Source organism: Escherichia albertii NBRC 107761 = DSM 17582 (assembly GCF_000759775.1).
Taxonomy (GTDB): Bacteria; Pseudomonadota; Gammaproteobacteria; order Enterobacterales; family Enterobacteriaceae; genus Escherichia; species Escherichia albertii.
In genome coordinates, this window is sequence record NZ_BBMY01000003.1 from 56,013 (window position 1) to 79,245 (window position 23,233).

The 23,233-nt window shown below is 47.0% G+C and carries 32 protein-coding genes; 19 read left to right on the forward strand and 13 right to left on the reverse strand.

Features of this window, described 5'->3' with window-relative positions; all coding sequences use genetic code 11:
* Nucleotides 1–4 precede the first annotated feature (4 nt).
* The 5 genes from EA14781_RS25145 to EA14781_RS01525 all read right to left on the reverse strand — a co-directional run bounded on the left by EA14781_RS25145 (nucleotide 5) and on the right by EA14781_RS01525 (nucleotide 1,514).
* Nucleotides 5–418, reverse strand: coding sequence for a hypothetical protein (locus EA14781_RS25145; RefSeq protein ID WP_001093477.1), 414 nt, complete (start codon nucleotides 416–418; stop codon nucleotides 5–7).
* A 92-nt stretch (nucleotides 419–510) separates the two neighbouring features.
* Nucleotides 511–624: a hypothetical protein gene (locus EA14781_RS24600; RefSeq protein WP_000021649.1), complete on the reverse strand. Its 114-nt coding sequence runs from the start codon at nucleotides 622–624 to the stop codon at nucleotides 511–513.
* Complete coding sequence (locus tag EA14781_RS01515) at nucleotides 621–863, reverse strand: DUF4754 family protein (RefSeq protein ID WP_000371919.1); 243 nt, start codon at nucleotides 861–863, stop codon at nucleotides 621–623. Before EA14781_RS01515 ends, EA14781_RS24600 begins: the two co-directional genes overlap by 4 nt.
* 11 nt (nucleotides 864–874) lie before the next feature.
* A complete protein-coding gene (locus EA14781_RS01520) occupies nucleotides 875–1,153 on the reverse strand; it encodes a hypothetical protein (RefSeq protein WP_000158979.1) in 279 nt (92 codons plus the stop codon).
* Between the two features lie 10 nt (nucleotides 1,154–1,163).
* Nucleotides 1,164–1,514 carry a DUF4761 family protein gene (locus EA14781_RS01525; protein WP_000813376.1) on the reverse strand — a complete coding sequence of 117 codons (351 nt, stop codon included), beginning with the start codon at nucleotides 1,512–1,514 and terminating at the stop codon, nucleotides 1,164–1,166.
* A gap of 141 nt (nucleotides 1,515–1,655) precedes the next feature.
* Here EA14781_RS01525 and EA14781_RS01530 point away from each other — a divergent pair, with 141 nt between their 5' ends.
* Nucleotides 1,656–2,123: an ECs1072 family phage-associated protein gene (locus tag EA14781_RS01530; protein WP_024257389.1), complete on the forward strand. Its 468-nt coding sequence runs from the start codon at nucleotides 1,656–1,658 to the stop codon at nucleotides 2,121–2,123.
* Here EA14781_RS01530 and EA14781_RS01535 read toward each other — a convergent pair.
* The gene (locus EA14781_RS01535) at nucleotides 2,074–2,682 is read right to left on the reverse strand and encodes a hypothetical protein (RefSeq protein WP_001015850.1); all 609 of its coding nucleotides are present in this window, start codon (nucleotides 2,680–2,682) and stop codon (nucleotides 2,074–2,076) included. The genes EA14781_RS01530 and EA14781_RS01535 overlap by 50 nt on opposite strands.
* Nucleotides 2,683–2,880: 198 nt before the next feature.
* A complete protein-coding gene (locus EA14781_RS01540; RefSeq protein ID WP_001204234.1) occupies nucleotides 2,881–3,408 on the reverse strand; it encodes a Cox family DNA-binding protein in 528 nt (175 codons plus the stop codon).
* A gap of 104 nt (nucleotides 3,409–3,512) precedes the next feature.
* Here EA14781_RS01540 and EA14781_RS01545 point away from each other — a divergent pair, with 104 nt between their 5' ends.
* The 5 genes from EA14781_RS01545 to dmsC all read left to right on the forward strand — a co-directional run bounded on the left by EA14781_RS01545 (nucleotide 3,513) and on the right by dmsC (nucleotide 9,152).
* Entirely contained in the window at nucleotides 3,513–3,854 is a 342-nt protein-coding gene (locus EA14781_RS01545) for a helix-turn-helix domain-containing protein (RefSeq protein ID WP_001368591.1), read from the forward strand.
* 69 nt (nucleotides 3,855–3,923) lie between these two features.
* Nucleotides 3,924–4,916, forward strand: coding sequence for a phage integrase (locus tag EA14781_RS01550; protein WP_000023737.1), 993 nt, complete (start codon nucleotides 3,924–3,926; stop codon nucleotides 4,914–4,916).
* Between the two features lie 298 nt (nucleotides 4,917–5,214).
* Nucleotides 5,215–7,659 carry a dimethylsulfoxide reductase subunit A gene (gene dmsA / locus EA14781_RS01555; protein WP_000850329.1) on the forward strand — a complete coding sequence of 815 codons (2,445 nt, stop codon included), beginning with the start codon at nucleotides 5,215–5,217 and terminating at the stop codon, nucleotides 7,657–7,659.
* A gap of 10 nt (nucleotides 7,660–7,669) precedes the next feature.
* Nucleotides 7,670–8,287 carry a dimethylsulfoxide reductase iron-sulfur subunit DmsB gene (gene dmsB / locus EA14781_RS01560; protein ID WP_000213098.1) on the forward strand — a complete coding sequence of 206 codons (618 nt, stop codon included), beginning with the start codon at nucleotides 7,670–7,672 and terminating at the stop codon, nucleotides 8,285–8,287.
* A 1-nt stretch (nucleotide 8,288) separates the two neighbouring features.
* Nucleotides 8,289–9,152 carry a dimethyl sulfoxide reductase anchor subunit DmsC gene (gene dmsC / locus EA14781_RS01565; protein ID WP_000534713.1) on the forward strand — a complete coding sequence of 288 codons (864 nt, stop codon included), beginning with the start codon at nucleotides 8,289–8,291 and terminating at the stop codon, nucleotides 9,150–9,152.
* Between the two features lie 35 nt (nucleotides 9,153–9,187).
* Here the strand turns inward: dmsC and ycaC are convergent, their stop codons facing one another.
* Nucleotides 9,188–9,814, reverse strand: coding sequence for an isochorismate family cysteine hydrolase YcaC (gene ycaC, locus EA14781_RS01570; RefSeq protein WP_000165868.1), 627 nt, complete (start codon nucleotides 9,812–9,814; stop codon nucleotides 9,188–9,190).
* Nucleotides 9,815–10,130: 316 nt separating this feature from the next.
* Here ycaC and EA14781_RS01575 point away from each other — a divergent pair, with 316 nt between their 5' ends.
* A complete protein-coding gene (locus tag EA14781_RS01575) occupies nucleotides 10,131–11,279 on the forward strand; it encodes an MFS transporter (RefSeq protein ID WP_000109305.1) in 1,149 nt (382 codons plus the stop codon).
* Nucleotides 11,280–11,488: 209 nt separating this feature from the next.
* Entirely contained in the window at nucleotides 11,489–12,922 is a 1,434-nt protein-coding gene (locus tag EA14781_RS01580; protein ID WP_000918346.1) for an APC family permease, read from the forward strand.
* A 206-nt stretch (nucleotides 12,923–13,128) separates the two neighbouring features.
* Here the strand turns inward: EA14781_RS01580 and pflA are convergent, their stop codons facing one another.
* From pflA to EA14781_RS01595, 3 genes are all read right to left on the reverse strand, one after another.
* Nucleotides 13,129–13,926 (reverse strand): pyruvate formate lyase 1-activating protein, encoded by a 798-nt coding sequence (gene pflA, locus EA14781_RS01585; RefSeq protein WP_000067976.1) that lies wholly within the window; start codon nucleotides 13,924–13,926, stop codon nucleotides 13,129–13,131.
* 31 nt (nucleotides 13,927–13,957) lie between these two features.
* Nucleotides 13,958–14,953 (reverse strand): phage integrase, encoded by a 996-nt coding sequence (locus tag EA14781_RS01590; RefSeq protein WP_000023391.1) that lies wholly within the window; start codon nucleotides 14,951–14,953, stop codon nucleotides 13,958–13,960.
* Between the two features lie 93 nt (nucleotides 14,954–15,046).
* Complete coding sequence (locus tag EA14781_RS01595; RefSeq protein ID WP_024164825.1) at nucleotides 15,047–15,346, reverse strand: helix-turn-helix domain-containing protein; 300 nt, start codon at nucleotides 15,344–15,346, stop codon at nucleotides 15,047–15,049.
* A 103-nt stretch (nucleotides 15,347–15,449) separates the two neighbouring features.
* On the opposite strand from EA14781_RS01595, the gene EA14781_RS01600 reads away from it, so the two are divergent.
* Nucleotides 15,450–15,806, forward strand: coding sequence for a Cox family DNA-binding protein (locus EA14781_RS01600; protein ID WP_001100582.1), 357 nt, complete (start codon nucleotides 15,450–15,452; stop codon nucleotides 15,804–15,806).
* A gap of 9 nt (nucleotides 15,807–15,815) precedes the next feature.
* Complete coding sequence (locus EA14781_RS01605) at nucleotides 15,816–16,280, forward strand: hypothetical protein (RefSeq protein WP_001248439.1); 465 nt, start codon at nucleotides 15,816–15,818, stop codon at nucleotides 16,278–16,280.
* Here EA14781_RS01605 and EA14781_RS01610 read toward each other — a convergent pair.
* Nucleotides 16,258–16,452, reverse strand: coding sequence for a hypothetical protein (locus tag EA14781_RS01610; RefSeq protein WP_001064716.1), 195 nt, complete (start codon nucleotides 16,450–16,452; stop codon nucleotides 16,258–16,260). The genes EA14781_RS01605 and EA14781_RS01610 overlap by 23 nt on opposite strands.
* A gap of 100 nt (nucleotides 16,453–16,552) precedes the next feature.
* Between EA14781_RS01610 and EA14781_RS25150 the strand changes: the two genes are divergently transcribed.
* The 9 genes from EA14781_RS25150 to EA14781_RS01650 all read left to right on the forward strand — a co-directional run bounded on the left by EA14781_RS25150 (nucleotide 16,553) and on the right by EA14781_RS01650 (nucleotide 21,985).
* A complete protein-coding gene (locus tag EA14781_RS25150; RefSeq protein WP_001157772.1) occupies nucleotides 16,553–16,723 on the forward strand; it encodes a hypothetical protein in 171 nt (56 codons plus the stop codon).
* Nucleotides 16,720–17,220 carry a phage replication protein B gene (gene repB, locus EA14781_RS01615; RefSeq protein ID WP_000217671.1) on the forward strand — a complete coding sequence of 167 codons (501 nt, stop codon included), beginning with the start codon at nucleotides 16,720–16,722 and terminating at the stop codon, nucleotides 17,218–17,220. The genes EA14781_RS25150 and repB overlap by 4 nt, the downstream gene beginning before the upstream one ends.
* 63 nt (nucleotides 17,221–17,283) lie before the next feature.
* Nucleotides 17,284–17,496: a DUF2732 family protein gene (locus tag EA14781_RS01620; RefSeq protein WP_000557709.1), complete on the forward strand. Its 213-nt coding sequence runs from the start codon at nucleotides 17,284–17,286 to the stop codon at nucleotides 17,494–17,496.
* Between the two features lie 257 nt (nucleotides 17,497–17,753).
* Entirely contained in the window at nucleotides 17,754–18,044 is a 291-nt protein-coding gene (locus EA14781_RS01625; protein WP_000789844.1) for a DUF5405 family protein, read from the forward strand.
* Nucleotides 18,044–18,268: a TraR/DksA C4-type zinc finger protein gene (locus EA14781_RS01630; protein ID WP_001113262.1), complete on the forward strand. Its 225-nt coding sequence runs from the start codon at nucleotides 18,044–18,046 to the stop codon at nucleotides 18,266–18,268. The genes EA14781_RS01625 and EA14781_RS01630 overlap by 1 nt, the downstream gene beginning before the upstream one ends.
* The gene (locus EA14781_RS01635) at nucleotides 18,265–18,540 is read left to right on the forward strand and encodes a DUF5405 family protein (RefSeq protein ID WP_000027667.1); all 276 of its coding nucleotides are present in this window, start codon (nucleotides 18,265–18,267) and stop codon (nucleotides 18,538–18,540) included. Before EA14781_RS01630 ends, EA14781_RS01635 begins: the two co-directional genes overlap by 4 nt.
* Nucleotides 18,530–20,803 (forward strand): replication endonuclease, encoded by a 2,274-nt coding sequence (locus EA14781_RS01640; RefSeq protein WP_000268591.1) that lies wholly within the window; start codon nucleotides 18,530–18,532, stop codon nucleotides 20,801–20,803. Before EA14781_RS01635 ends, EA14781_RS01640 begins: the two co-directional genes overlap by 11 nt.
* A gap of 80 nt (nucleotides 20,804–20,883) precedes the next feature.
* Entirely contained in the window at nucleotides 20,884–21,090 is a 207-nt protein-coding gene (locus EA14781_RS01645; protein ID WP_001038612.1) for a hypothetical protein, read from the forward strand.
* Nucleotides 21,091–21,124: 34 nt separating this feature from the next.
* Nucleotides 21,125–21,985: a hypothetical protein gene (locus EA14781_RS01650; protein WP_000378330.1), complete on the forward strand. Its 861-nt coding sequence runs from the start codon at nucleotides 21,125–21,127 to the stop codon at nucleotides 21,983–21,985.
* A gap of 315 nt (nucleotides 21,986–22,300) precedes the next feature.
* Here EA14781_RS01650 and EA14781_RS01655 read toward each other — a convergent pair.
* Nucleotides 22,301–23,233 (reverse strand): phage portal protein (locus EA14781_RS01655; RefSeq protein ID WP_042335300.1); only part of this gene is annotated, 933 nt, incomplete at its 5' end.

The following is a 23,233-nucleotide window of genomic DNA, read 5'->3' on the forward strand; positions in this document are numbered from 1 at the left end:
TGACTTATGCGTTAAATGTGGAAGAGGCTGCGGGGTCGGTGAACACAACTCTGTCACGCGCAACAATGCGCACATCCTCCAGAGGTTTGTTTTCGTCTGTGGGGGATGGGGTGATCAGGTATCCGTTTGCCATTTCTGACAGAATGATGAATTCCTGTGACGGGTTACCGACGATAACGACCCGTTGTCCTGCGACGGGTAAAGTCGTGCCGGCACCGGCTAACTGAGCTTTGAGGGCGCTGATTTCTTTGTGTTGTTCTTCGATGAACTCGGCGGCATTTTCTATGACGCCGGCTACCATCAGTGCATGAACGCTGAGAATGTGAGCGCCTACCTTTGTTGCTCGCTCGTGCATTTCACGCTCCATCGCGGATAACATTTTCAGAGAGGTAAGGGTGTCTTCGGTTTTTGTGTTCATTTTCTTTCTCCGTTGTTTGGATGTACGAATACCTCCGCGAATGCGGATTGTTTTCAGGTTTTCTTATTTAATGTGGTGTTTTATTTGTGCTGTTATTCGTCAGAGAAAAAACGCTCAATCTTTTTCACTGAATGAATAATTCGCATAATGCCAATGGTGCAGACCACCGAAATAATCAGAATAAGCCATGATATAAATATACTCATGCGATATTCCCCAGTTTATATGGTTCAATGCGAACCCCGTATTCTGTGTCCCGGACAAGTTCGGAAAGCTCGTTAATCGCATCCAAATCGTCAGCGTAAAAGGCCACGTCATAAAGGCTTCTGATTGCCCTTGCTAATGAATCATAGGCCGCGTGTTCTGCCTGGACTCCTGATGTGTTTAAGCGAAAATGAAAACGCTCAAGTGCTTTATTGACGAGAGTCTTGTATTCCTGGTCCATTGCAACGCCCTTTAATCTGCCTTATGGGTTTCAGCTTCTGAATCCATACAAATAATTTCGATATAGGGTTCATCGCCATTAACCTGACGTGCCTTTTCAGCTTCGCTAATGATTTCTCGTACGGTCTGATACGGAAGCTCCACAGTCAGGCGCGTACCGTTCAGATAAACGTAAGTAGCTGCGTTTTTTTCGGATGGAACAACTCCGTCAATGGCTGATGCGCGTAATAACAGTTCACCGCGAAAATCAATAAAACGGATAAATACACTTTGTGCATGGTCTTTGGTCATAAATCACCTGTTATAAATCAGCCTGTTTAATGAAATTCTGTCCGCGCAGCAGACGATCAACCGTGCGCAGAGCTTCGTACAACGTGAAATCCTGTCCAAACTGATTGTCGCCGTTGCTCAGAGCAAAAATGCGGTTTCCGGTAAATGGGTTGCGTTGGCATCTGTGAACCACGATTCCTGCTTTCTCAATTAGCCAGGTGTGTTCACCAATTTGTTTTACGGGATGGCCATCAGGTGTGGCGTGTGTTTCGCTCAGGCTGTAGCGAGAGCTGCTGCGTGATGCGCTGGTGGCGAAACGGTTAGCGTGGCGTTCCGCCCCGTTGCGGAAGCGTTGCTGTGAAGAATTTCGTTGTTGCTTCATACAAAAATATCCTGCTGCTGTTGCGAATTTGTGCCGGGTTTTAGCCATGCCCGGCGCATGGTTTTGTGGTATTTTTCCACCGCCCGCAGTCTTGAAGGGGCTGTAAAGGGCGCGTGTTTAACCAACCACAAAGGAGTTGTTATGGAATTAGATGCTTTTGTGTGTCTGCGAATTTTTGAAAAACACTGCGAGCGAGTTGCTGAATCCTATCGTGATGTGCTGGATAAAGAAACAGCCAACTCAGCATTTGTTGCTACTCGAGCATTAATTCTCCTTAAATTGGATTTGCTACTTGTCGAGTATCGAAGAAATATTGATTCCAAGTGTGTAGTCCTCTTCGGAAAAAATGTGCTTTATCATTATCTTTTCACCCAAAAGGGTGTTTCATTGTCTGATGCCAAAAATATGTGTCTCCATGACATACTTATTGTTCTCTGGAATGATATTAATGCATATGTAATACCAGAGCATGTATCCGAGCGTATCCAGATTCTTTATAAGCACGAGCTCTCATCTCCAATGCCTGATTTAAGTTATGAAGATGAAAGTCTGTTGCACTTTAAGGATTCTGCTTGGGATTTTTATCCTGCCGATACACGACTGAATTAATAAACTCATTGTTTCTATCTATTTCAGCCTGGTAGGCCTCTAACTCATGCCGTAATTGTTGTTGTCTTAGTGGTAACCTGTTGCGGCATTTCAATTCTGCTACAACGGTTTCCAAAAAATTTATCAGTTCTTCATCAGTGTATGAGCCAGCATAAATGTACGGTTTAGTGTTAGCGCATGTACAGTCTGCTGTTTCTTTAATGAGCATTGATTCGTCATCCATAATCTGTCGATAAAGTTCAAATGCTTCTTCGGCAGGAAACCTGAGCATGACGCCGCATACTGGTTCTAAAACCAATCCGAACGTTCCCTTTGCGTTATCCCGACAAAAATGGCCGTATTCATCGTCGGGATGCAGGGTGGCATCTTTCAAATCTTCGCCATTCTGAAGCTTTGATTTAAATGCCATCAGGTCAGCGAACGTTCTGTGTAATTCGTGGTAGTCAATGCTGATTTCAACCTGTGGTTTGCCCGGAAAAACCAGCAAAAGCTTCTGGTGCGGCTTTTCGTTTTTCAGGGTTTCCAGTCGTTCCAGTAGCGCTTTATTTTTGTGATTCATTCTACTGTTACCTCTTTTAACTCATTCAGGCAGGGTGATATAACCCACTAACTGCCCGTGTTTGAAATAACGGCGACGAAAGTGATTTGTTATTTGTGTTAAAAATAATTTAGTCATTTCAAAGTCCCAGCCACAGCAACCATGCGTCTCGCTATTCTTTCTGGCGAGCAAAGAATACTTCGACGCTCTTGATGTTGTTTATGATAAATCGCTCTCGTGATCTCTGCGTTTTTCCAGTTTTGAACTTCTACCCATATAAACCCGTTTTCCGTTAACGGTCTGGCAATCTTCTTTGTCGACTGGTGCGAACTTTCTTTTCTGGCGGTCATACGTCCAGTAACTTTTCCAGTTGTGCCATTCCGGGGGTTCGCACTCTGGTAGCTCATCAGCCAACTTGTCCCACTCTTTGGCGTTAAACCACCATACGCCGTCTGAGTTTTCATCTTCCGGGTTTGTGCGCGTCTTGTGTCCCGGCATTTGACCGCGATGAATGGCTACGCGCAGTGCAGATTTTGTTAGCCCAATATATGCCGCGCCTTTTTCCAGAGAGCAAAGCCCGGCGATCGGACCATCCAGCCGCAAAGTCGCTCCTTTTTTGTAGGAACGCTTTTTCTTGTTTTCTTCGTGCTCGTCGTCGTTGGCGGCATCAATGGATCCGCTGAGTGCGTCACTTTCCTGAAGTGGTTGGTGGTCAGATAACTCTTTATCGGCAATGAAGTCCCGCATTTGTTATCCTCTTGCGTTGGTGCGCTTGTCGCGCCTTGTGATGGTTTGTTTTGGCTTGTAAAGATAACCAAAAGGTTATCTTTGTGCGAGAGGTTAATACTCAAATGGTTATCTTGTCAATAGACTACGCAAAAAAGTTACGTCAGATACGTAAGGCGGAAGGGTTAACACAAAAGCAGTTTGCGGATATTACTGGGTTGTCTTTGGCAACCATAAGGAATTACGAATCGGGGCAAAAGAACGCTAGAGCAAAAATCGTTGAGGCGGTTCTGCAAGTCGATCGCTTTGAAAAATACATGCTGTGGCTAATAAAAGATAAGACGCTACCTGTCGCCGGGCAGATTGCTCCGGCTCTCTCTCTTGATGGATCTATTCAGTCGGAGGGCGATCAGGTTTCAATCGGTATTACCCAAAAATCACCCCGATCAGGCCGCAATGTTGGCTGACTCTACACATTGAGCGAATTACATATCGCAAGGAGTGTTTAGTTAATTTATCCGTTGGAGGGGCTAATCATGTCGATTAAGCAACTCAAAGACGGACGTTATCAGGTCGATGTCAGACCGCAGGGGGCGGAAGGAAAGCGGATTCGAAAAATCTTTGCCCTGAAATCAAAGGCTCAGGAGTTTGAGAAGTATGTGTTACAGAACTTTCATGACAAGCCATGGCAGGCTAAGCCAGCTGATCAGCGGCGATTATCAGAGCTGCTTGATGCGTGGTGGATGCTTGATGGGCGTAATCAGGCTTACGGGGATAGCTACAGGGTTAGGCTAGGGAAGGTTGTTCGTGAAATGGGAGATCCTCGCGCCAGTCAGATGACGCGAAAATTTATGCTTGAATATCGGTCAGAGAAATTACAGGCCGGATTAATGCCGTCCAGTATTAATCGTGACTTATGCGTACTGTCTACCATGTTCACGGTGCTGATTGAAGCTGAGGTCTTTCACAACGCGAACCCTGTACGCGGTATACGAAAACTGAAAGTTCAGAACACAGAGATGGCCTTTCTTTCTGATGATGAGATTGAACGGCTTCTTGAGCGACTGGAGGGTGATGCGCGTCGTGTTGCCATTCTGTGTCTTTCTACTGGTGCCCGATGGAGTGAAGCATCGGAACTACGTGGAGAGCATATCGTTGGCAACCGGGTGACGTTCTTTAACACCAAAAACGGAAAATCCCGTTCGGTTCCTGTGGCGGATTCGGTCGTGCCTCTGATTAAAACCCGTCGAACGGGGTTATTGTATCAGGTTGATTATCTGAAGTTCCGGGAGATTCTTCAGGAGGTGAAACCGGATTTGCCGAAGGGGCAGGCTACGCATGTCATGCGTCATACATTTGCCACACACTTTATGATGAATGGCGGAAATATTGTTACGTTGCAACGAATCCTGGGGCACGCAACGATTCAGCAAACAATGACGTACGCTCATTTTTCGCCGGACTTTTTACTGGACGCGATCAACTTTAATCCGCTGGCTGAAAGTGTCCATAAACTGTCCATCGATTAGTTATAATTTGTGTTAATTTGTTCCCCTGTTTTGGCTTATTCGTTGAAAAATAAGTAAATCATCAGGGGGAGCAAGAAACGTTAAAGCGCCTGCGGGCGCTTTTTTTCTCTCCATTTGATACCGAACAATAATTACTCCTCATTTGCGCGTAATACTACTTTCGAGTGAAGATCTTCCTATGTTGTTGATTTTCAAATTATTCGATGTATACGGACCTATATAGCGCAACGCTATGAAAATAATTAAACAATGCGGTTTGCTACAGGAATCAATCGTGAGCAAGCTTGAGTGAGCTATTATGAAAACGAAAATCCCTGATGCGGTATTGGCTGCTGAGGTGAGTCGCCGTGGTTTGGTAAAAACGACAGCGATCGGCGGCCTGGCAATGGCCAGCAGCGCATTAACATTACCTTTTAGTCGGATTGCACACGCTGTAGATAGCGCTATTCCAGTAAATTCTGACGAGAAGGTTATCTGGAGTGCCTGCACAGTTAACTGTGGTAGCCGGTGTCCGCTACGTATGCATGTGGTGGACGGTGAAATCAAATACGTCGAAACGGATAATACCGGTGATGACAATTACGATGGCCTGCATCAGGTACGCGCTTGTTTGCGTGGGCGCTCTATGCGTCGTCGCGTTTATAATCCAGACCGTCTGAAGTATCCGATGAAACGGGTAGGGGCGCGTGGCGAAGGTAAATTTGAGCGTATTAGCTGGGAAGAAGCCTACGACATTATTGCCACTAATATGCAGCGCCTGATTAAAGAGTATGGTAACGAATCTATCTATCTGAATTATGGTACCGGTACGTTGGGCGGCACCATGACTCGTTCCTGGCCGCCAGGAAATACTCTCGTTGCGCGTCTGATGAATTGCTGTGGTGGTTATTTAAACCACTATGGTGATTACTCCTCTGCGCAAATTGCAGAAGGTCTGAACTATACCTATGGCGGCTGGGCAGATGGCAACAGTCCGTCAGATATCGAAAACAGTAAGCTGGTTGTGTTGTTTGGTAATAACCCTGGCGAGACGCGTATGAGCGGCGGCGGGGGAACGTACTATCTTGAACAGGCTCGGCAGAAATCAAATGCTCGCATGATTATCATCGATCCGCGTTATACCGATACCGGTGCTGGACGTGAAGATGAGTGGATCCCGATCCGTCCGGGAACAGATGCTGCATTGGTAAATGGTCTGGCATACGTCATGATCACTGAAAATCTGGTCGATCAGGAATTCCTCGATAAATATTGCGTCGGTTATGACGAGAAAACTTTGCCAGCCAGTGCGCCGAAAAATGGTCACTATAAAGCGTATATTCTGGGTGAAGGCAAAGACGGGATTGCGAAAACGTCGGAATGGGCTTCGCAAATTACCGGTATCCCTGCTGACCGAATCATCAAACTGGCACGAGAAATCGGCAGCACCAAACCGGCATTTATCAGCCAGGGATGGGGACCTCAGCGTCATGCCAACGGTGAAATCGCCACTCGTGCTATTTCAATGCTGGCTATCCTCACTGGTAATGTTGGTATTAACGGTGGTAACACTGGCGCACGCGAAGGTTCATACAGCTTACCGTTTGTTCGTATGCCTACTCTCGAGAATCCGATCCAGACCAGCATTTCCATGTTTATGTGGACCGATGCGATTGAACGCGGCCCGGAGATGACGGCGCTGCGTGACGGTGTTCGTGGTAAAGATAAGCTGGATGTTCCAATCAAGATGATCTGGAACTATGCCGGTAACTGCCTGATTAACCAGCATTCTGAAATCAATCGCACCCATGAAATCCTCCAGGATGACAAGAAGTGTGAACTGATAGTGGTTATCGACTGCCACATGACCTCATCCGCGAAATATGCTGACATCCTGTTGCCGGATTGCACTGCTTCCGAACAGATGGACTTTGCACTGGATGCCTCCTGCGGGAATATGTCTTATGTGATTTTCAACGACCAGGTTATTAAACCGAGATTTGAGTGTAAGACCATCTATGAGATGACCAGCGAACTGGCAAAACGTCTTGGTGTGGAGCAACAGTTCACTGAAGGCCGTACTCAGGAAGAGTGGATGCGTCATCTGTACGCTCAGTCGCGAGAAGCGATTCCTGAATTACCGACTTTTGAAGAGTTCCGCAAGCAGGGGATCTTTAAAAAACGTGACCCGCAAGGGCATCATGTGGCTTATAAAGCCTTCCGTGAAGATCCGCAGGCAAATCCATTGACCACGCCATCGGGCAAAATTGAGATCTATTCGCAGGCGCTGGCTGACATTGCCGCTACCTGGGAATTGCCGGAAGGCGATGTGATCGATCCACTGCCGATCTACACGCCGGGCTTTGAAAGTTATCAGGATCCGCTGAACAAACAGTATCCGCTGCAGCTTACGGGTTTCCACTATAAATCTCGTGTGCACTCAACTTACGGCAACGTTGATGTGCTGAAAGCGGCTTGCCGTCAGGAAATGTGGATCAACCCGCTTGATGCGCAAAAGCGCGGTATCAGTAACGGCGATAAGATCAGGATCTTTAACGATCGTGGTGAGGTTCATATTGAGGCGAAAGTGACGCCACGCATGATGCCGGGTGTAGTCGCACTGGGTGAAGGCGCCTGGTATGACCCGGATGCAAAACGTGTCGATAAGGGTGGTTGTATCAACGTACTGACTACTCAACGTCCGTCTCCTCTCGCTAAGGGGAATCCGTCACATACAAACCTTGTTCAGGTTGAAAAGGTGTAAGGAGTAACCGATGACAACCCAGTATGGATTTTTTATTGATTCCAGCCGTTGCACCGGTTGCAAAACCTGCGAACTGGCTTGTAAAGACTACAAAGATCTGACGCCAGAAGTCAGCTTCCGCCGCATTTATGAATATGCTGGCGGCGACTGGCAGGAAGATAACGGCGTCTGGCATCAGAATGTATTCGCTTACTATCTTTCGATTTCGTGCAACCACTGCGAAGATCCTGCTTGTACCAAAGTCTGTCCGAGCGGTGCGATGCATAAGCGAGAAGACGGCTTCGTTGTGGTTGATGAGGATGTCTGCATTGGCTGTCGTTACTGCCATATGGCCTGCCCTTACGGCGCGCCGCAATATAACGAAACCAAAGGGCATATGACTAAATGCGACGGCTGCTATGACCGTGTTGCGGAAGGTAAAAAACCAATCTGTGTCGAATCGTGCCCGCTGCGGGCGCTGGATTTTGGTCCTATCGACGAGCTGCGTAAAAAACATGGTGATCTTGCGGCGGTTGCACCACTGCCGCGTGCACACTTCACCAAACCAAATATTGTGATTAAACCTAATGCCAATAGCCGCCCGACCGGGGATACCACTGGCTATCTGGCTAATCCGAAGGAGGTGTGAGATGGGAAGTGGATGGCATGAATGGCCGCTGATGATCTTCACGGTCTTCGGGCAATGCGTAGTGGGCGGTTTTATCGTTCTGGCGCTGGCGTTAATCAAAGGCGATTTGCGAACCGATGTTCAGCAACGCGTTATTGCTTGTATGTTTGGTTTATGGGTGCTAATGGGCATTGGGTTTATCGCCTCGATGCTCCATCTGGGCTCGCCACTGCGTGCTTTCAATTCGCTCAACCGTGTTGGCGCTTCGGCGCTAAGTAACGAAATCGCCAGTGGTTCGATCTTTTTCGCCGTAGGGGGAATCGGTTGGTTACTGGCAATGCTGAAAAAATTGTCACCGGCATTACGCACACTCTGGTTGGTGGTAACGATCGTTCTTGGCGTGCTCTTTGTCTGGATGATGGTACGTGTTTATAACAGTATCGATACCGTTCCGACCTGGTATAGCATCTGGACGCCGATGGGATTCTTCCTGACCATGTTTATGGGGGGGCCGCTGCTGGGTTACCTGTTGTTGAATCTGGCTGGCGTTGACGGTTGGGCGATGCGCTTGTTGCCAGCGATTTCTGTTCTGGCGCTGGTGGTGAGTGGTGTAATGTCCGTAATGCAGGGCGCAGATCTGGCAACGATACATAGTTCGGTACAGCAGGCAGCGGCGTTGGTGCCGGATTATGGTGCGCTGATGGCCTGGCGGATCGTACTTTTGGCAGTGGCGTTGTGTTTGTGGATTGTGCCACAGTTGAAAGGTTTTCAGCCTGCGGTACCGTTGCTTTCCGTATCATTCATTCTGCTTCTGGCAGGGGAGTTAATTGGTCGCGGTGTGTTCTACGGCTTGCACATGACCGTGGGCATGGCTGTTGCCAGTTAAGAAGCAATAACCGGGGTCTCGACCCCGGTTTTCTGTTATTTCTGCTTCGTTAATGTGTCATAACTGGTCATCAAATTACGATAGTCAGGAATGTGGTTAGAGAATAGCGTCGCCAGACCTTCAATATCGTTACGCCAGTCGCGGTGCAGCTCGCACGCGACACCGAACCATGTCATCAATTGTGCCCCTGCTTGCGACATACGATCCCACGCCGAATGTCGGGTAATTTCGTTAAAAGTTCCTGACGCATCAGTCACCACAAAGACATCAAACCCTTCTTCAATCGCCGAAAGCGCCGGGAATGCAACACAAACTTCGGTGACCACACCGGCGATAATCAGCTGTTTTTTACCCGTGGCTTTGACTGCTTTAACGAAATCTTCGTTGTCCCAGGCGTTAATATTCCCCGGACGAGCAATGTAGGGTGCATCTGGAAATAGTGCTTTCAGCTCAGGGACTAGTGGGCCATTAGGTCCGCTTTCAAAACTGGTGGTAAGGATAGTGGGTAAATTGAAATATTTTGCTAAGTCGCCCAGTGCCAACACATTATTTTTAAATTTGTCGGGGTCGATATCTCGCACAAGAGAAAGCAATCCGGCCTGGTGATCGACTAACAAGACAGCAGCATCATTTTTATCAAGACGAACATACGGTTTAGTCATCTTCTTCTCCTTTTTTGAGAGTCAGTGGTACGTCTGAAATCATTCAGACGCGATGCGTTGCTATGAAAGCATAGACCGGAAATTCAGGTTTGCCGTGACCATGAAATTTTTCGACTGAACGAAACGAGAGAAGATTATGTTAGATCAATAAAAACAATTAGATGAGATTAATTATCTTTTCATTATTCGTGTTATGAATGAGTAATATGAATCGATAATACAATCGTTGCGTTACTGTCGTATTTGCACCCATTGACAATGTTTTTGGCGGTGGCATGATGCGCATGAAATTTGAACTTCCTCACGGTTTTCATTCATGTCCACGTATACCCGGCCTGTCATGCTTTTACTGTCTGGCCTGCTTTTGTTGACTCTGGCGATCGCGGTGTTGAATACACTTGTGCCGCTGTGGCTCGCCCAGGAAAGTTTGCCAACATGGCAGGTTGGCGTCGTCAGTTCGTCTTATTTTACCGGCAACCTGGTCGGTACTTTGCTGACCGGGTATGTCATTAAACGCTTCGGCTTTAACCGTAGCTATTATCTTGCCTCTTTCGTTTTTGCGGCAGGTTGCGCCGGGCTTGGCTTGATGATTGGTTTCTGGAGCTGGCTAGCCTGGCGTTTCGTCGCGGGCGTCGGTTGCGCGATGATCTGGGTAGTGGTAGAAAGCGCGTTGATGTGCAGTGGGACCTCTCGTAATCGTGGGCGATTACTTGCCGCTTATATGATGGTTTATTATGTGGGGACGTTTTTAGGCCAGTTACTGGTCAGCAAAGTGTCGACTGAGCTGATGAGTGTATTGCCATGGGTAACGGGATTGACGATTGCGGGCATCTTACCGTTGTTGTTTACTCGCATCCTGAATCAGCAAGCTGATAACCATGTTTCGACGCCAATTACGTCAATGCTAAAATTGCGTCAGGCGCGGCTTGGCGTCAATGGCTGTATTATTTCCGGGATTGTCCTTGGCTCTCTTTATGGTCTGATGCCGCTGTATCTCAATCATCAGGGGATCAGCAATGCCAGTATTGGATTCTGGATGGCGGTATTAGTTAGTGCCGGTATCCTGGGGCAATGGCCGATTGGTCGTCTGGCGGATAAATTTGGTCGCCTGTTGGTGCTGCGCGTACAGGTGTTTGTCGTCATTCTCGGCAGTATCGCGATGCTCAGTCAGGCGGCGATGGCCCCAGCGTTATTTATTCTCGGTGCCGCTGGCTTTACGCTATATCCGGTGGCGATGGCCTGGGCTTGTGAGAAAGTTGAACATCATCAACTGGTGGCGATGAACCAGGCCTTACTGCTGAGCTATACCGTGGGAAGCTTGCTTGGTCCGTCTTTTACCGCCATGCTGATGCAGAATTTCTCCGATAAGCTGCTGTTTATCATGATCGCCAGCGTGTCGTTTATCTACTTGCTGATGCTGCTTCGCAACGCCGGTCATACGCCAAAACCCGTTGCTCACGTGTAAATGAATGCGTGCAGAGTGTGAACTTGCTGTTTCACACTCTGCTTTTTTGTTTTCTCTACAAGGCTTGCCTTTGTCGAAATTTTATTCGTTGAAAAATAAAATGTGCAGCAGGTTATAATTTTGTACCCCGCTATTTCCGCACTTCTGATTTGCCGCGCATAATCCCTCGTTTTACAGATACCCCTTTAATTTTGGCTAAGGATTTGTCTATGGCTGGAAATATTCAGGAAAAACAGTTGCGATGGTACAACATTGCACTGATGTCATTTATCACGGTTTGGGGCTTTGGCAACGTTGTCAATAACTACGCCAATCAGGGATTGGTGGTCGTTTTTTCATGGGTGTTTATTTTTGCGCTCTATTTCACACCTTATGCTCTTATCGTCGGTCAACTGGGCTCAACCTTTAAAGACGGGAAGGGCGGCGTCAGTACCTGGATTAAACATACAATGGGGCCCGGGCTGGCTTACCTCGCAGCATGGACTTACTGGGTCGTGCATATTCCCTATTTGGCACAAAAACCACAGGCTATTCTGATTGCGCTGGGCTGGGCGGTGAAGGGGGATGGCTCATTAATTAAAGAATATTCGGTGGTGGCGTTGCAGGGGCTGACGCTGGTACTGTTCATTTTCTTTATGTGGGTTGCTTCCCGCGGTATGAAATCGTTAAAGGTTGTTGGTTCGGTCGCCGGGATCGCAATGTTTGTGATGTCGTTGTTATATGTAGTGATGGCGGTAACCGCGCCCGCTATTACTGAAGTGCATATTGCGACTACTAATATTACCTGGGAAACATTCATTCCCCACATCGACTTTACCTACATCACCACCATTTCGATGCTAGTCTTTGCTGTGGGAGGCGCTGAGAAGATCTCTCCTTACGTTAACCAGACGCGTAATCCGGGAAAAGAGTTTCCGAAAGGGATGCTATGTCTGGCTGTAATGGTTGCGGTATGTGCCATTCTTGGTTCACTGGCAATGGGGATGATGTTTGATTCACGCAATATTCCTGATGATTTAATGACCAATGGTCAGTATTACGCCTTCCAGAAGTTGGGAGAGTATTACAACATGGGGAATTCCTTAATGGTTATTTACGCCATTGCCAATACTCTGGGGCAAGTCGCTGCGCTGGTCTTTTCTATAGATGCTCCGCTGAAAGTGTTATTAGGCGATGCCGATAGCAAATATATTCCTGCCAGATTGTGTCGTACAAATGATTCAGGCACACCGGTCAATGGATATATTTTGACGCTGGTGCTGGTGGCGATCCTGATTATGCTGCCAACACTGGGTATTGGAGATATGAATAATCTCTACAAATGGCTACTGAATCTAAACTCCGTTGTGATGCCGCTGCGTTATTTGTGGGTGTTCGTGGCGTTCATTGCAGTAGTTCGTCTGGCGCAAAAATATAAACCGGAATATGTTTTTATTCGCAATAAGCCGCTGGCGATGACTGTTGGAATTTGGTGTTTTACCTTTACTGCCTTCGCCTGCCTGACGGGGATCTTCCCGAAAATGGAGGCTTTCACCGCAGAGTGGACTTTCCAGCTAGCGCTGAATATTGCGACGCCATTTGTATTGGTGGGGTTGGGATTGATATTTCCGATCTTGGCACGTAGAGCGACGACCAAACAATAGTTGTTAATTCTGCTGAGCAGGGCGCAGAGCTGAGCTGTTTTACATAATCGAGAAATTCGCGCAAGCCGCAGGACATATACTGGCGGCTTGGGTAATAAATCAGGACGTTGTGCTATAAGTGATGCTAAAAATAACGCCCTGAATTATTTATGTCGCGCGGAACAATAAAGCGGCAACTCAATAAAGTTGCCGCTTTACGGGAGAAATTAGAACATCACCTTATGACCATACTGCTCGAGAATGCCCTTCACGCGCTCCATCGTCTCTTTCTTCGGTGGTTTCACACCATCGAGTTTGTACTCTTCACCCATCGCTACCCATTTGTGTTTGCCCAGCTCGTGGTAGGGGAGAAGCTCGATCTTCTCGACATTGCCCATATCGCGGGTAAATTCACCAAGACGGTGGGCGGAATCGTCATCGTCAGACCAGCCCGGGACCACAACGTAGCGGATCCAGACCTTCACATCTTTGTTCGCCAGATATTTAGCGAATTCCAGCGTACGGTGGTTGGAAACGCCAACCAGATTCTGGTGGATCTCGTCGTTCATCTGTTTGAGATCGAGCATCACCAGGTCGGTCACTTCCAGCAGTTCATCAATCACCGGATCATAACGACGGACAAAACCGTTGGTGTCCAGACAGGTATGAATACCTTCTTTTTTACAGGCACGGAACCAGTCACGAACGAACTCGGCTTGCAGAATCGCCTCGCCGCCGGACGCGGTTACGCCACCACCTGAAGCATTCATAAAGTGGCGATAAGTCACCACCTCTTTCATTAAATCTTCAACGGTAACTTCTTTACCGCCATGCGTGTCCCAGGTGTCGCGGTTATGGCAATACAGGCAGCGCATCAGGCAGCCCTGGAAAAAGGTGATAAAGCGAATGCCCGGGCCATCTACGGTTCCACAGGATTCAAAAGAGTGAATGCGACCAATAACTGACTTGGTAGCCCCCGCCGCAGCGGTATTTTCTGTTGTATTACAATTAGTTAAATTACTCATATCGCTTCAATTGGCTCTAGTTAACTCTGGTTTATGGACGCATTATGGACATTCCTGACACCGGGTTAAGAGTCACAGCATCTTGTAAGAAATCCGGTGCAAAGTGTGCGTAGGTCATAGTTTGCTGAATGTTAGAATGACCCAGGATGCGCTGCAATGTGATTATGTTACCTCCATTCATTATAAAATGTGTGGCAAATGTATGCCTCAAAACATGCACTGCCTGTCCGTCAGGTAAATCGGGTTTTACTTCCCTGAGAGCGTTGCGCACTTTGTAGTAACTGGCATTAAAAAGCCTGCCAGAATTTTTGGTTTTGATCCGTTTAATCAAGTCCTGCGAAACGGGAATTGTCCTGCGCTTTCCGTTTTTGGTTTTCATAAACGTAACCATTTGGTTAATGATGTGTTCAGCTTTTAAATTAGACACTTCACTCCAGCGTCCACCAGTAGAAAGGCAGACCAGAGTCGCATTTAATTCATCACCATCAAGCATGGATAGCAGCCGCGTAATCTCTTCACTGGACAAAAAAGCCATTTCCGTAACAGCTTCACGTAACCGCTTCACCTCACGGAACGGGTTGTGAGAGTGATATTCACCGGCGTCAATTAACTTGGTGAACATCCCGCTCATTATTGCCAGATGCCGATTTACGCTGGCTGGTTTTAGACCGTCGTTCATCATTACAACGCGATAATCAGTTATCGTTTTCTTTGTTAGCTGGTCCGCCCTGGACACTCCCATCTCAGCAAATTTGGCAATTATTGTCGTCAAACGCCCCCGTTCAATATCTCCACGCTCATGTGATTTTCCGTGATATATCCACCATCTGCCTAACAACTCTGTAAGAGTTCGGCGGTCGGCCGGCTTCTCCAACCACTCTTTGTTGTGGTAGTTAACCAGGACATGACGCTCGAATGCCTGGGCTTCACCTTTAGTTTTAAATTTCCGCCTGATACGTTTTCCATCTGCACCCTGCGGCCTGACGTCCACTTCATAACGACCATCATCGAGCTTTTTAATAGACATAAAGCCCTCCGATGACGCTGTTTACTTCTACTACTTGAAAATTAATGCAATTTTCTTTCGTACATTTACTGCACACATATGCTGAATAAATCGTCAGCCAGTCTTTTGGTCTGAGTGGTGCAAGGTTGTTGAGTCTTGCCCAATGTGTGCGAGCGCCGGGGCTATTTGTCCGGCAGCGGGATCTGTCTCATCAAACATGAACCAGTCACGGTATTTTCTGAACCTTTCTACTTTAAAAAACTTCTTAGCATTTTCTAGGGACATCATAGCCTTACCTGATTCATAACCTGCATATGTGGTGTAGTTGATGCCAGCTAGTTCAGCTACCTCCTTCATTTTCAGACGTTCAGACTCACGGATAAGCTTCAAACGTTCGCTAGTGTCAGTTGACATAAATTCTCTAACCTCGTATTCTTTTGCATAGTTGATATAATTTATCAGCATCTAACGACTCTAAATCGCTCTAGATCGCTGACATCAATGTGAGGATAGCAAAATGAATGTCGGATCTGAAATTTGTGACGAGAAAAGACAAGAAGTTTCTGCTCTTAAAAAAAACAAGCGTGATTCCATTAAGTTGGCTGCGGATCCGTCAGATTTACTGTCGAAAGAGGGTTTTGCTCTTTACATCGGTAAGACTCCTCGTGCGGTGGCTGAAATGGCACGAGCTGGAAAGCTGCCAGCATTCTATATGACAGACCCGTTAAAGCCGGGCGGTCACGCTGAGTTATGGATTAATCGTCGTGAGTGGGACAAATATGCAGCTCAACTAGTCGATGAAGCTCCGACAGAATGGCATGACTGGAAGAACCGCATAAGTTACAGCAAATCCAGACATGGCCACGCGGCCTAAGGAGGAGCCATGAGGCAAGATTTAAATAAAACATCGGTGACTATCATCAGAGGAAACCTTGAAGATGCATCACCATCTAACAGCCTGACTATTACGTATAGTGAGTTTGCTAATAGTACGAAAGAATATAAATCAGCCGATGAATTGAGAAAACAAAATATCATTTTGGATAATGATGAACTTGTTTTTATTAGTTCAGATGGTGATGAAGAAATTCTACGGCTGAATTTGAAATCTTTATTTCATGACTCTTTTTTGCGCATTAAATATGAATGCGTTGGTATGACCGTTCAAGAGCGCATGGAACTCGCTAAGGCTCTTCGTGAAACGATAATTTCTAAATCAGGCGATATAAATAGTATTAAATGGTCAATAGGGCTTGATGACTGGAAAAGTATTTTTGACATGATGACGCATCCGTATAAACAGCATACGGATGCAAGATGCTATTTTAAAAATGATTTATATCAATAAAGCCTTTGAGTTGGACTGGCTTTTTAGGGTGAATGATCTCTCTTAATTGAATAGTTAATTCATCCACTTTTTTAGCGTCCTCAAAATCTCCCATTGGAGTTGGTAGGGTATTTGCTAATGCAACCGCTTTTTCGAGAGTGGTTATAAGTTCGTCAATATTTTGATTATTCATTTATTACCTCGCTTGTGGTTGGTTGTTTTTGGCGATTCGATCTTACCACAAGACCATGTGCCGGACATGGCTAAAAACCGGCTCTGTTTCAGGAGGAGTTATGCAGGAACCTCGTTGTATTGCTCAGTTATTGCGTAACGAAAGCCCTAGGGCGATTGACTTCACCATCACCCACGGGAAAGGACGCAAGGGAATCATTATCCGCACCAAAAAACAGAGTTCGTTAAAGAAGGCTCTGACCTTTCTGAAAAGCCGGAGGGTCTGGAAATGACAGTGATGACGCTTAATCTCGTTGAAAAACAGCCAGCAGCTATGCGCCGGATAATTGGTAAGCATCTGGCCGTCCCTCGCTGGCAGGATACATGTGATTATTATAATCAGATGATGGAACGCGAACGGCTAACGGTTTGCTTTCATGCGCAGTTAAAACAGCGTCACGCAACGATGCGTTTTGAAGAAATGAACGACGTCGAACGTGAACGGCTGGTTTGTGCAATTGATGAATTGCGCGGGGCATTCTCAAAACGCCGTCAGGTTGGCGCAAGTGAGTATGCATATATTAGTTTTTTAACAGTCAGTCAGCGTCGCACTTTATTTATGCACGCACGGCTGACAGAAAAAGAATTTAACCAGCCATACTGGCGAATTAATGAAGAGTCATGTTACTGGCGTGATGCTTTATTCCGTGCATTACGTGAATTATTCAGTCTGTTTGAGTATGCACCGACAATTCTGACGTCGGTAAAACCAGAGCAATATCTGCATTAAGTAATTAACCAAAGTTTTTAACGCACTTAATCGTGCGGGGCTTCTTTTTGCCTGGAGAAAGTCATGCATACAGTTTCTGAAAATCAGTGCGGTAAATACGCATTAATGCTGCAACAGGCCAGAACCGAAGCACAGGCTGACGCAGCAACGCGCTTCTCTTCTCATCTTGACGCCATGATTCGCCACATCACAAAGGCGGAGTTATCCCGCGTGGAGATAGTCGAGTTGCTCAGTCAGGAGTCTGCCAAATTCCATAATCTAGGACTCAATAAATAACAGGAAAGTTGGAAATGACAAATACAAAATGGTTCAGGAAACGCTTAACAGATTATCAACTTTCATTACTTAAAAAATTAGATGACAAGACTCCACTACATCCTTCAAGCGATGTCTTCCGCTCCTGGCCTAGCCGTGTGGAAAAAAACATTTATAGCAATGGGGAAATGGGGACTTGTGACCAAATCAAGAGAAGGTTTCTGTATTACCGATAATGGCCGGGAAATGATTGATTCTGCGGAGAGGGCATACAGCGAATGAAAAATATATTGCTTAATAACTGGCTGAAGATTTCAGTTATGAAAAACGGTGATTTGTCGCTAGCTGATATTAAACGCGATAAAAACACTGGGGATATGGTGGAATCAACTATAGCCATTTATGCGGATAAATTAAACCTCCTGTCTGATGTGGTCAATTTACTTGTTAAACGCGCTGTATTCCACAAGCAAATTTCCTCCGTGGATGAACTGACGAAATTAACGACAGAAATCACCAGCTATTGCGCTGATGAATTTAAAAACCTTAACGACAAAAGGAACTGGTAATGCCGGACAACGTAGATTTTATTCAGGAACAACAGGCTGAATTACTGGAGCGCCAGATTAACGCGGCAAGGGTAAAACATTGCGGTGCTTCTGCGCTGGTTTGCGAAGAGTGTGATGCACCAATACCTGCTGCCCGTCGTGCGGCTTATCCGTCAGCCACGCGTTGTGTTTCCTGTCAGTCAGTCTTTGACGCAAAAAACAAACATTACCGGAGAACGGCATGAGTATTCGTATTGAAATTGGCGAACGTTATGTCGTTACCAGTGACAGCTTTCAGTTTATTCTCCACGAGAAAAAGAGAGCGGAAAGCGGTAAAAACGCCGGTCAGGAATGGCTGGCGGTGGTTGGTTATTACCCGAAATTAAGCCAGCTCGTTTCCGGCCTGATGCATCACGATATTCTGACCGGAAGCGCAAAGTCTTTTGCCGATTTAAACGCGCAGGTTGAGCAACTCAGCAGGCGTTGTTCAGAGGCTTTTGGCTCATATGGCCGTTAAAGCCTCCGGGCGTTTTGTCCCTCCGTCAGCATTTGCTGCAGGCACCGGTAAGGCGTTTACCGGTGCTTATGCATGGAACGCGCCACGCGAGGCTGTCGGGCGCGAAAGACCCCTTACACGTGACGAGATGCGTCAGGTGCAAGGTGTTTTATCCACGATTAACCGTCTGCCTTACTTTTTGCGCTCGCTGTTTACTTCACGTTATGACTACATCCGGCGCAATAAAAGCCCGGTGCACGGGTTTTATTTCCTCACATCCACTTTTCAGCGTCGTTTATGGCCGCGCATTGAGCGCGTGAATCAGCGCCATGAAATGAACACCGACGCGTCGTTGCTGTTTCTGGCAGAGCGTGACCATTATGCGCGCCTGCCTGGAATGAATGACAAGGAGCTGAAAAAGTTTGCCGCCCGTATCTCATCGCAGCTTTTCATGATGTATGAGGAACTCAGCGATGCCTGGGTGGATGCGCATGGCGAAAAAGAATCGCTGTTTACGGATGAGGCGCAGGCTCACCTGTATGGTCATGTTGCTGGCGCTGCACGTGCTTTCAATATTTCCCCGCTCTACTGGAAAAAATACCGTAAAGGACAGATGACCACGAGGCAGGCATATTCTGCCATTGCCCGCCTGTTTAACGATGAGTGGTGGACTCATCAGCTTAAAGGCCAGCGTATGCGCTGGCATGAGGCGTTACTGATTGCTGTAGGGGAGGTCAATAAAGACCGTTCTCCTTATGCCAGTAAACACGCCATTCGTGATGTGCGTGCACGCCGCCAGGCAAATCTGGAATTTCTTAAATCGTGTGACCTCGAAAACAGGGAAACCGGCGAGCGCATCGACCTTATCAGTAAGGTGATGGGCAGTATTTCTAATCCTGAAATTCGTCGGATGGAGTTGATGAACACCATTGCCGGTATTGAGCGTTACGCCGCCGCAGAGGGCGATGTGGGGATGTTTATCACGCTGACCGCGCCGTCAAAGTATCACCCGACACGTCAGGTCGGAAAAGGCGAAAGTAAAACCGTCCAGCTAAATCACGGCTGGAACGATGAGGCATTTAATCCAAAGGATGCGCAGCGTTATCTCTGCCATATCTGGAGCCTGATGCGCACGGCATTCAAAGATAATGATTTACAGGTCTACGGTTTGCGTGTCGTCGAGCCACACCACGACGGAACGCCGCACTGGCATATGATGCTTTTTTGTCATCCACGCCAGCGTAACCAGATTATCGAAATCATGCGTCGCTATGCGCTCAAAGAGGATGGCGACGAAAGAGGAGCCGCGCGAAACCGTTTTCAGGCAAAACACCTTAACCGGGGCGGTGCTGCGGGATATATCGCGAAATACATTTCAAAAAACATCGACGGCTATGCACTGGATGGTCAGCTCGATAACGATACCGGCAGGCCGCTGAAAGACACTGCCGCGGCTGTTACCGCATGGGCGTCAACGTGGCGTATTCCGCAATTTAAAACTGTTGGCCTGCCGACAATGGGGGCTTACCGTGAACTACGCAAATTACCTCGCGGCGTCAGCATTGCTGATGAGTTTGACGAACGCGTCGAGGCTGCACGCGCTGCCGCAGACAGTGGCGATTTTGCGCTGTATATCAGCGCGCAGGGTGGGGCAAATGTCCCGCGCGATTGTCAGACTGTCAGGGTCGCCCGTAGTCCGTCGGATGACGTTAACGAGTACGAGGAAGAAGTCGAGAGAGTGGTCGGCATTTACGCGCCGCATCTCGGCGCGCGTCATATTCATATCACCAGAACCACGGACTGGCGCATTGTGCCGAAAGTTCCTGTCGTTGAGCCTTTGACTTTAAAAAGCGGCATCGCCGCGCCTCGGAGTCCTGTCAATAACTGTGGAAAGCTCACCGGTGGTGATACTTCGTTACCGGTTCCCACACCTTCTGAGCACGCCGTAGCAGTGCTTAATCTGGTTGATGATGGTGTTATCGAATGGAATGACCCGGAGGTCGTGAAGGCGCTCAGGGGCGCATTAAAACACGGGCTGAGAACGCCAAATCGTCAGCAAAGAAACGGAAGCCCGTTAAAACCGCATGAAATTGCACCATCGGCCAGACTGACCCGGTCGGAACGAATGCAAATTACCCGTATCCGCGTTGACCTTGCTCAGAACGGTATCAGGCCGCAGCGATGGGAGCTTGAGGCGCTGGCTCGTGGCGCGACCGTAAATTATGACGGGAAAAAATTCATGTATCCGGTCGCTGATGAGTGGCCGGGATTTACTTGCCCGTAAGAACAATACTAAACTGATTGTTTATAATGTATCATCGGTCGAACATGATTTTATTTAAAATAAAAGGAATTATCATTGAAATGAATAAAAATGCTTTTTACATAATTGTTATTGCGACTTTTCTGTTGTCTGGTTGTGATAATGGACATAAAAAAGATGTTGAAGAATGTGTAAGCAGAGGTATTCAATATTTTAAAGATATTGGTTCATATCCGTACTTAAGTGATGGTCGCGATGCTTTGAAAGTTGCGACAGAACGCTGCAATAGAACAATAACTGCTTTTTAATAAAAATAGATGGCGAGAAGAGGAACGTTATCCAGTGGACTCAAGAATTGAAGTAATTGGTGGTATTGATGGAAGTATGGCTTTTGTTAAAAATTATATTCTTCCTATATTGCTTCCGATGCTGTCAGCTTTTTTAAGTTACTTTATATCCATTAGGGTTTTTAATAGGCAAGAAAATGTTAAGGCCGAAAAGAAAAAAATAGATGTTGTAAATCAATCTATGTGTAAGCTTTTCTCAGCCTTGACAACTCTGTTGCAAGTGAAAAGTAATTATTACAAGGGGGTTTGTGCAAGTACCAATCCAATTGAGAGAGCTTTAATGTTTCCAGTGGTGGTTATTTATGGGGCGCCTATATCTATAGATGTGAGTGAATTGACTTGTCTTATTTCTGAAGGAGAGGGGAAGGTCGGTGAGTCAGGCAGTAATGAAGCGGAGAAGCTTGATATTATTGTTATTGAAGATGTGCTAAGACGATATAATAGTTTATTGGAGGCTATAAAGTTAAGGAATGAATTCGATAAAGAGTGTAGAGGTAAAATAATTTCTGCTGCAGGCTCTCCGGTGCCGTCATCTCGAATGAAGAATGATGATATTGTCAATATTATAGGTGCGAATGATGCTGCGTTTTATATTGATGTTAGTGAGAGACTTATGTTGATGATAGATGGTTTGATTATGGATATTTACTCTTTATTAAAAAATTTTCCAGAGTATTCGGAATCTCTAATTAATAAGAAAAAGGTCAAAGGCTATGTGAAAATTTTAAAATTTGAGGATTTAGAGGTTCGTTATCCGTTGATAGATAGCCCTATAACGAGACCATCAATTGGATTGATGTCTCACTATCTGGGGTATCAAGAAGATGAAATTTTAAATCGTTATCCTTATTGTTGATTATGTTGCGTGAAGCTGCATTAAAATGCATGCAGTAAATGTCATCGCAGCTGTAACTAAGGAAGGGTGCCTTCGCGCTTCTGGGGTAATCATGCAACTGCATTAAAACCGCCCCATGAAGCGGGCGGGCGAGGCGGGGAAAGCACTGCGCGCTGGCGGTGGTGCTGATTTTATTTTTTCAGCGTCTGAGCGCGTCGCGAAGGCGTTTACTTGGCCTGCTGGGGCGTTGGTGTGTCTGCGGGCTGTTTTGCGCGGTGGTGAGCGTGTGAGGGCGTGATGACGGGGTGTAAAAAAGCCGCCCGCAGGCGGCGATGTTCAGCCGTTGTCAGTGTCCAGTGAGTAGTTTTTAAAGCGGATGACCTCCTGACCGAGCCAGCCGTTTATCTCGCGGATCCTGTCCTGTAACGGGATAAGCTCATTGCGGACAAAGACCTTTGCCACTTTCTCAATATCGCCCAGCGACCCGACGTTCTCCGGCTTGCCTCCCATCAACTGAAAAGGGATGCGGTGCGCGTCCAGCAGGTCAGCGGCGCTGGCTTTTTTGATATTAAAAAAATCGTCCTTCGTCGCCACTTCACTGAGCGGGATAATTTTAATGCCGTCGGCTTTCCCCTGCGGGGCATAGAGAAACAGGTTTTTAAAGTTGTTGCGGCCTTTCGACTTCATCATGTTTTCGCGAAGCATTTCGATATCGTTGCGATCCTGCACGGCATCGGTGACGTACATGATGTATCCGGCATGTGCGCCGTTTTCGTAATACTTGCGGCGGAACAGCGTGGCCGACTCATTCAGCCAGGCAGAGTTAAGGGCGCTGAGATATTCCGGCAGGCCGTACAGCTCCTGATTAATATCCGGCTCCAGCAGGTGAAACACGGAACCGGGCGCGAAGGCTGTCGGCTCGTTGAAGGACGGCACCCACCAGTAAACATCCTCCTCCACGCCACGGCGGGTATATTTTGCCGGTGAGGTTTCCAGTCTGATGACCTTACCGGTGGTGCTGTAACGCTTTTCCAGAAATGCATTACCGAACACCAGAAAATCCAGCACAAAGCGGCTGAAATCCTGCTGGGAAAGCCACGGATGCGGGATAAATGTCGAGGCCAGAATATTACGTTTGACGTAAATCGGTGAGCTGTGATGCACGGCAGCACGCAGGCTTTTTGCCAGACCGGTAAAGCTGACCGGTGGCTCATACCATCTGCCGTTACTGATGCACTCGACGTAATCCAGAATGTCACGGCGGTCGAG

Excerpts from the sequence above, each read along its gene's own strand:
- EA14781_RS01610 (WP_001064716.1), bottom strand. The coding sequence starts at position 16,452 with ATGAATAATCAAAATATTGACGAACTTATAACCACTCTCGAAAAAGCG.
- EA14781_RS01520 (WP_000158979.1), bottom strand. The coding sequence starts at position 1,153 with ATGACCAAAGACCATGCACAAAGTGTATTTATCCGTTTTATTGATTTT.
- EA14781_RS01605 (WP_001248439.1), top strand. The coding sequence starts at position 15,816 with ATGAGGCAAGATTTAAATAAAACATCGGTGACTATCATCAGAGGAAAC.
- repB (WP_000217671.1), top strand. The coding sequence starts at position 16,720 with ATGACAGTGATGACGCTTAATCTCGTTGAAAAACAGCCAGCAGCTATG.
- dmsB (WP_000213098.1), top strand. The coding sequence starts at position 7,670 with ATGACAACCCAGTATGGATTTTTTATTGATTCCAGCCGTTGCACCGGT.
- EA14781_RS01630 (WP_001113262.1), top strand. The coding sequence starts at position 18,044 with ATGCCGGACAACGTAGATTTTATTCAGGAACAACAGGCTGAATTACTG.
- EA14781_RS25150 (WP_001157772.1), top strand. The coding sequence starts at position 16,553 with ATGCAGGAACCTCGTTGTATTGCTCAGTTATTGCGTAACGAAAGCCCT.
- EA14781_RS01590 (WP_000023391.1), bottom strand. The coding sequence starts at position 14,953 with ATGTCTATTAAAAAGCTCGATGATGGTCGTTATGAAGTGGACGTCAGG.
- EA14781_RS01595 (WP_024164825.1), bottom strand. The coding sequence starts at position 15,346 with ATGTCAACTGACACTAGCGAACGTTTGAAGCTTATCCGTGAGTCTGAA.
- EA14781_RS01515 (WP_000371919.1), bottom strand. The coding sequence starts at position 863 with ATGGACCAGGAATACAAGACTCTCGTCAATAAAGCACTTGAGCGTTTT.
- EA14781_RS01540 (WP_001204234.1), bottom strand. The coding sequence starts at position 3,408 with ATGCGGGACTTCATTGCCGATAAAGAGTTATCTGACCACCAACCACTT.
- EA14781_RS01550 (WP_000023737.1), top strand. The coding sequence starts at position 3,924 with ATGTCGATTAAGCAACTCAAAGACGGACGTTATCAGGTCGATGTCAGA.
- EA14781_RS01620 (WP_000557709.1), top strand. The coding sequence starts at position 17,284 with ATGCATACAGTTTCTGAAAATCAGTGCGGTAAATACGCATTAATGCTG.
- EA14781_RS01525 (WP_000813376.1), bottom strand. The coding sequence starts at position 1,514 with ATGAAGCAACAACGAAATTCTTCACAGCAACGCTTCCGCAACGGGGCG.
- ycaC (WP_000165868.1), bottom strand. The coding sequence starts at position 9,814 with ATGACTAAACCGTATGTTCGTCTTGATAAAAATGATGCTGCTGTCTTG.
- EA14781_RS01545 (WP_001368591.1), top strand. The coding sequence starts at position 3,513 with ATGGTTATCTTGTCAATAGACTACGCAAAAAAGTTACGTCAGATACGT.
- EA14781_RS24600 (WP_000021649.1), bottom strand. The coding sequence starts at position 624 with ATGAGTATATTTATATCATGGCTTATTCTGATTATTTCGGTGGTCTGC.
- EA14781_RS01530 (WP_024257389.1), top strand. The coding sequence starts at position 1,656 with ATGGAATTAGATGCTTTTGTGTGTCTGCGAATTTTTGAAAAACACTGC.
- EA14781_RS25145 (WP_001093477.1), bottom strand. The coding sequence starts at position 418 with ATGAACACAAAAACCGAAGACACCCTTACCTCTCTGAAAATGTTATCC.
- pflA (WP_000067976.1), bottom strand. The coding sequence starts at position 13,926 with ATGAGTAATTTAACTAATTGTAATACAACAGAAAATACCGCTGCGGCG.
- EA14781_RS01635 (WP_000027667.1), top strand. The coding sequence starts at position 18,265 with ATGAGTATTCGTATTGAAATTGGCGAACGTTATGTCGTTACCAGTGAC.
- EA14781_RS01645 (WP_001038612.1), top strand. The coding sequence starts at position 20,884 with ATGAATAAAAATGCTTTTTACATAATTGTTATTGCGACTTTTCTGTTG.
- EA14781_RS01600 (WP_001100582.1), top strand. The coding sequence starts at position 15,450 with ATGAATGTCGGATCTGAAATTTGTGACGAGAAAAGACAAGAAGTTTCT.
- EA14781_RS01580 (WP_000918346.1), top strand. The coding sequence starts at position 11,489 with ATGGCTGGAAATATTCAGGAAAAACAGTTGCGATGGTACAACATTGCA.
- dmsA (WP_000850329.1), top strand. The coding sequence starts at position 5,215 with ATGAAAACGAAAATCCCTGATGCGGTATTGGCTGCTGAGGTGAGTCGC.
- EA14781_RS01625 (WP_000789844.1), top strand. The coding sequence starts at position 17,754 with ATGAAAAATATATTGCTTAATAACTGGCTGAAGATTTCAGTTATGAAA.
- dmsC (WP_000534713.1), top strand. The coding sequence starts at position 8,289 with ATGGGAAGTGGATGGCATGAATGGCCGCTGATGATCTTCACGGTCTTC.
- EA14781_RS01575 (WP_000109305.1), top strand. The coding sequence starts at position 10,131 with ATGTCCACGTATACCCGGCCTGTCATGCTTTTACTGTCTGGCCTGCTT.
- EA14781_RS01535 (WP_001015850.1), bottom strand. The coding sequence starts at position 2,682 with ATGAATCACAAAAATAAAGCGCTACTGGAACGACTGGAAACCCTGAAA.
- EA14781_RS01640 (WP_000268591.1), top strand. The coding sequence starts at position 18,530 with ATGGCCGTTAAAGCCTCCGGGCGTTTTGTCCCTCCGTCAGCATTTGCT.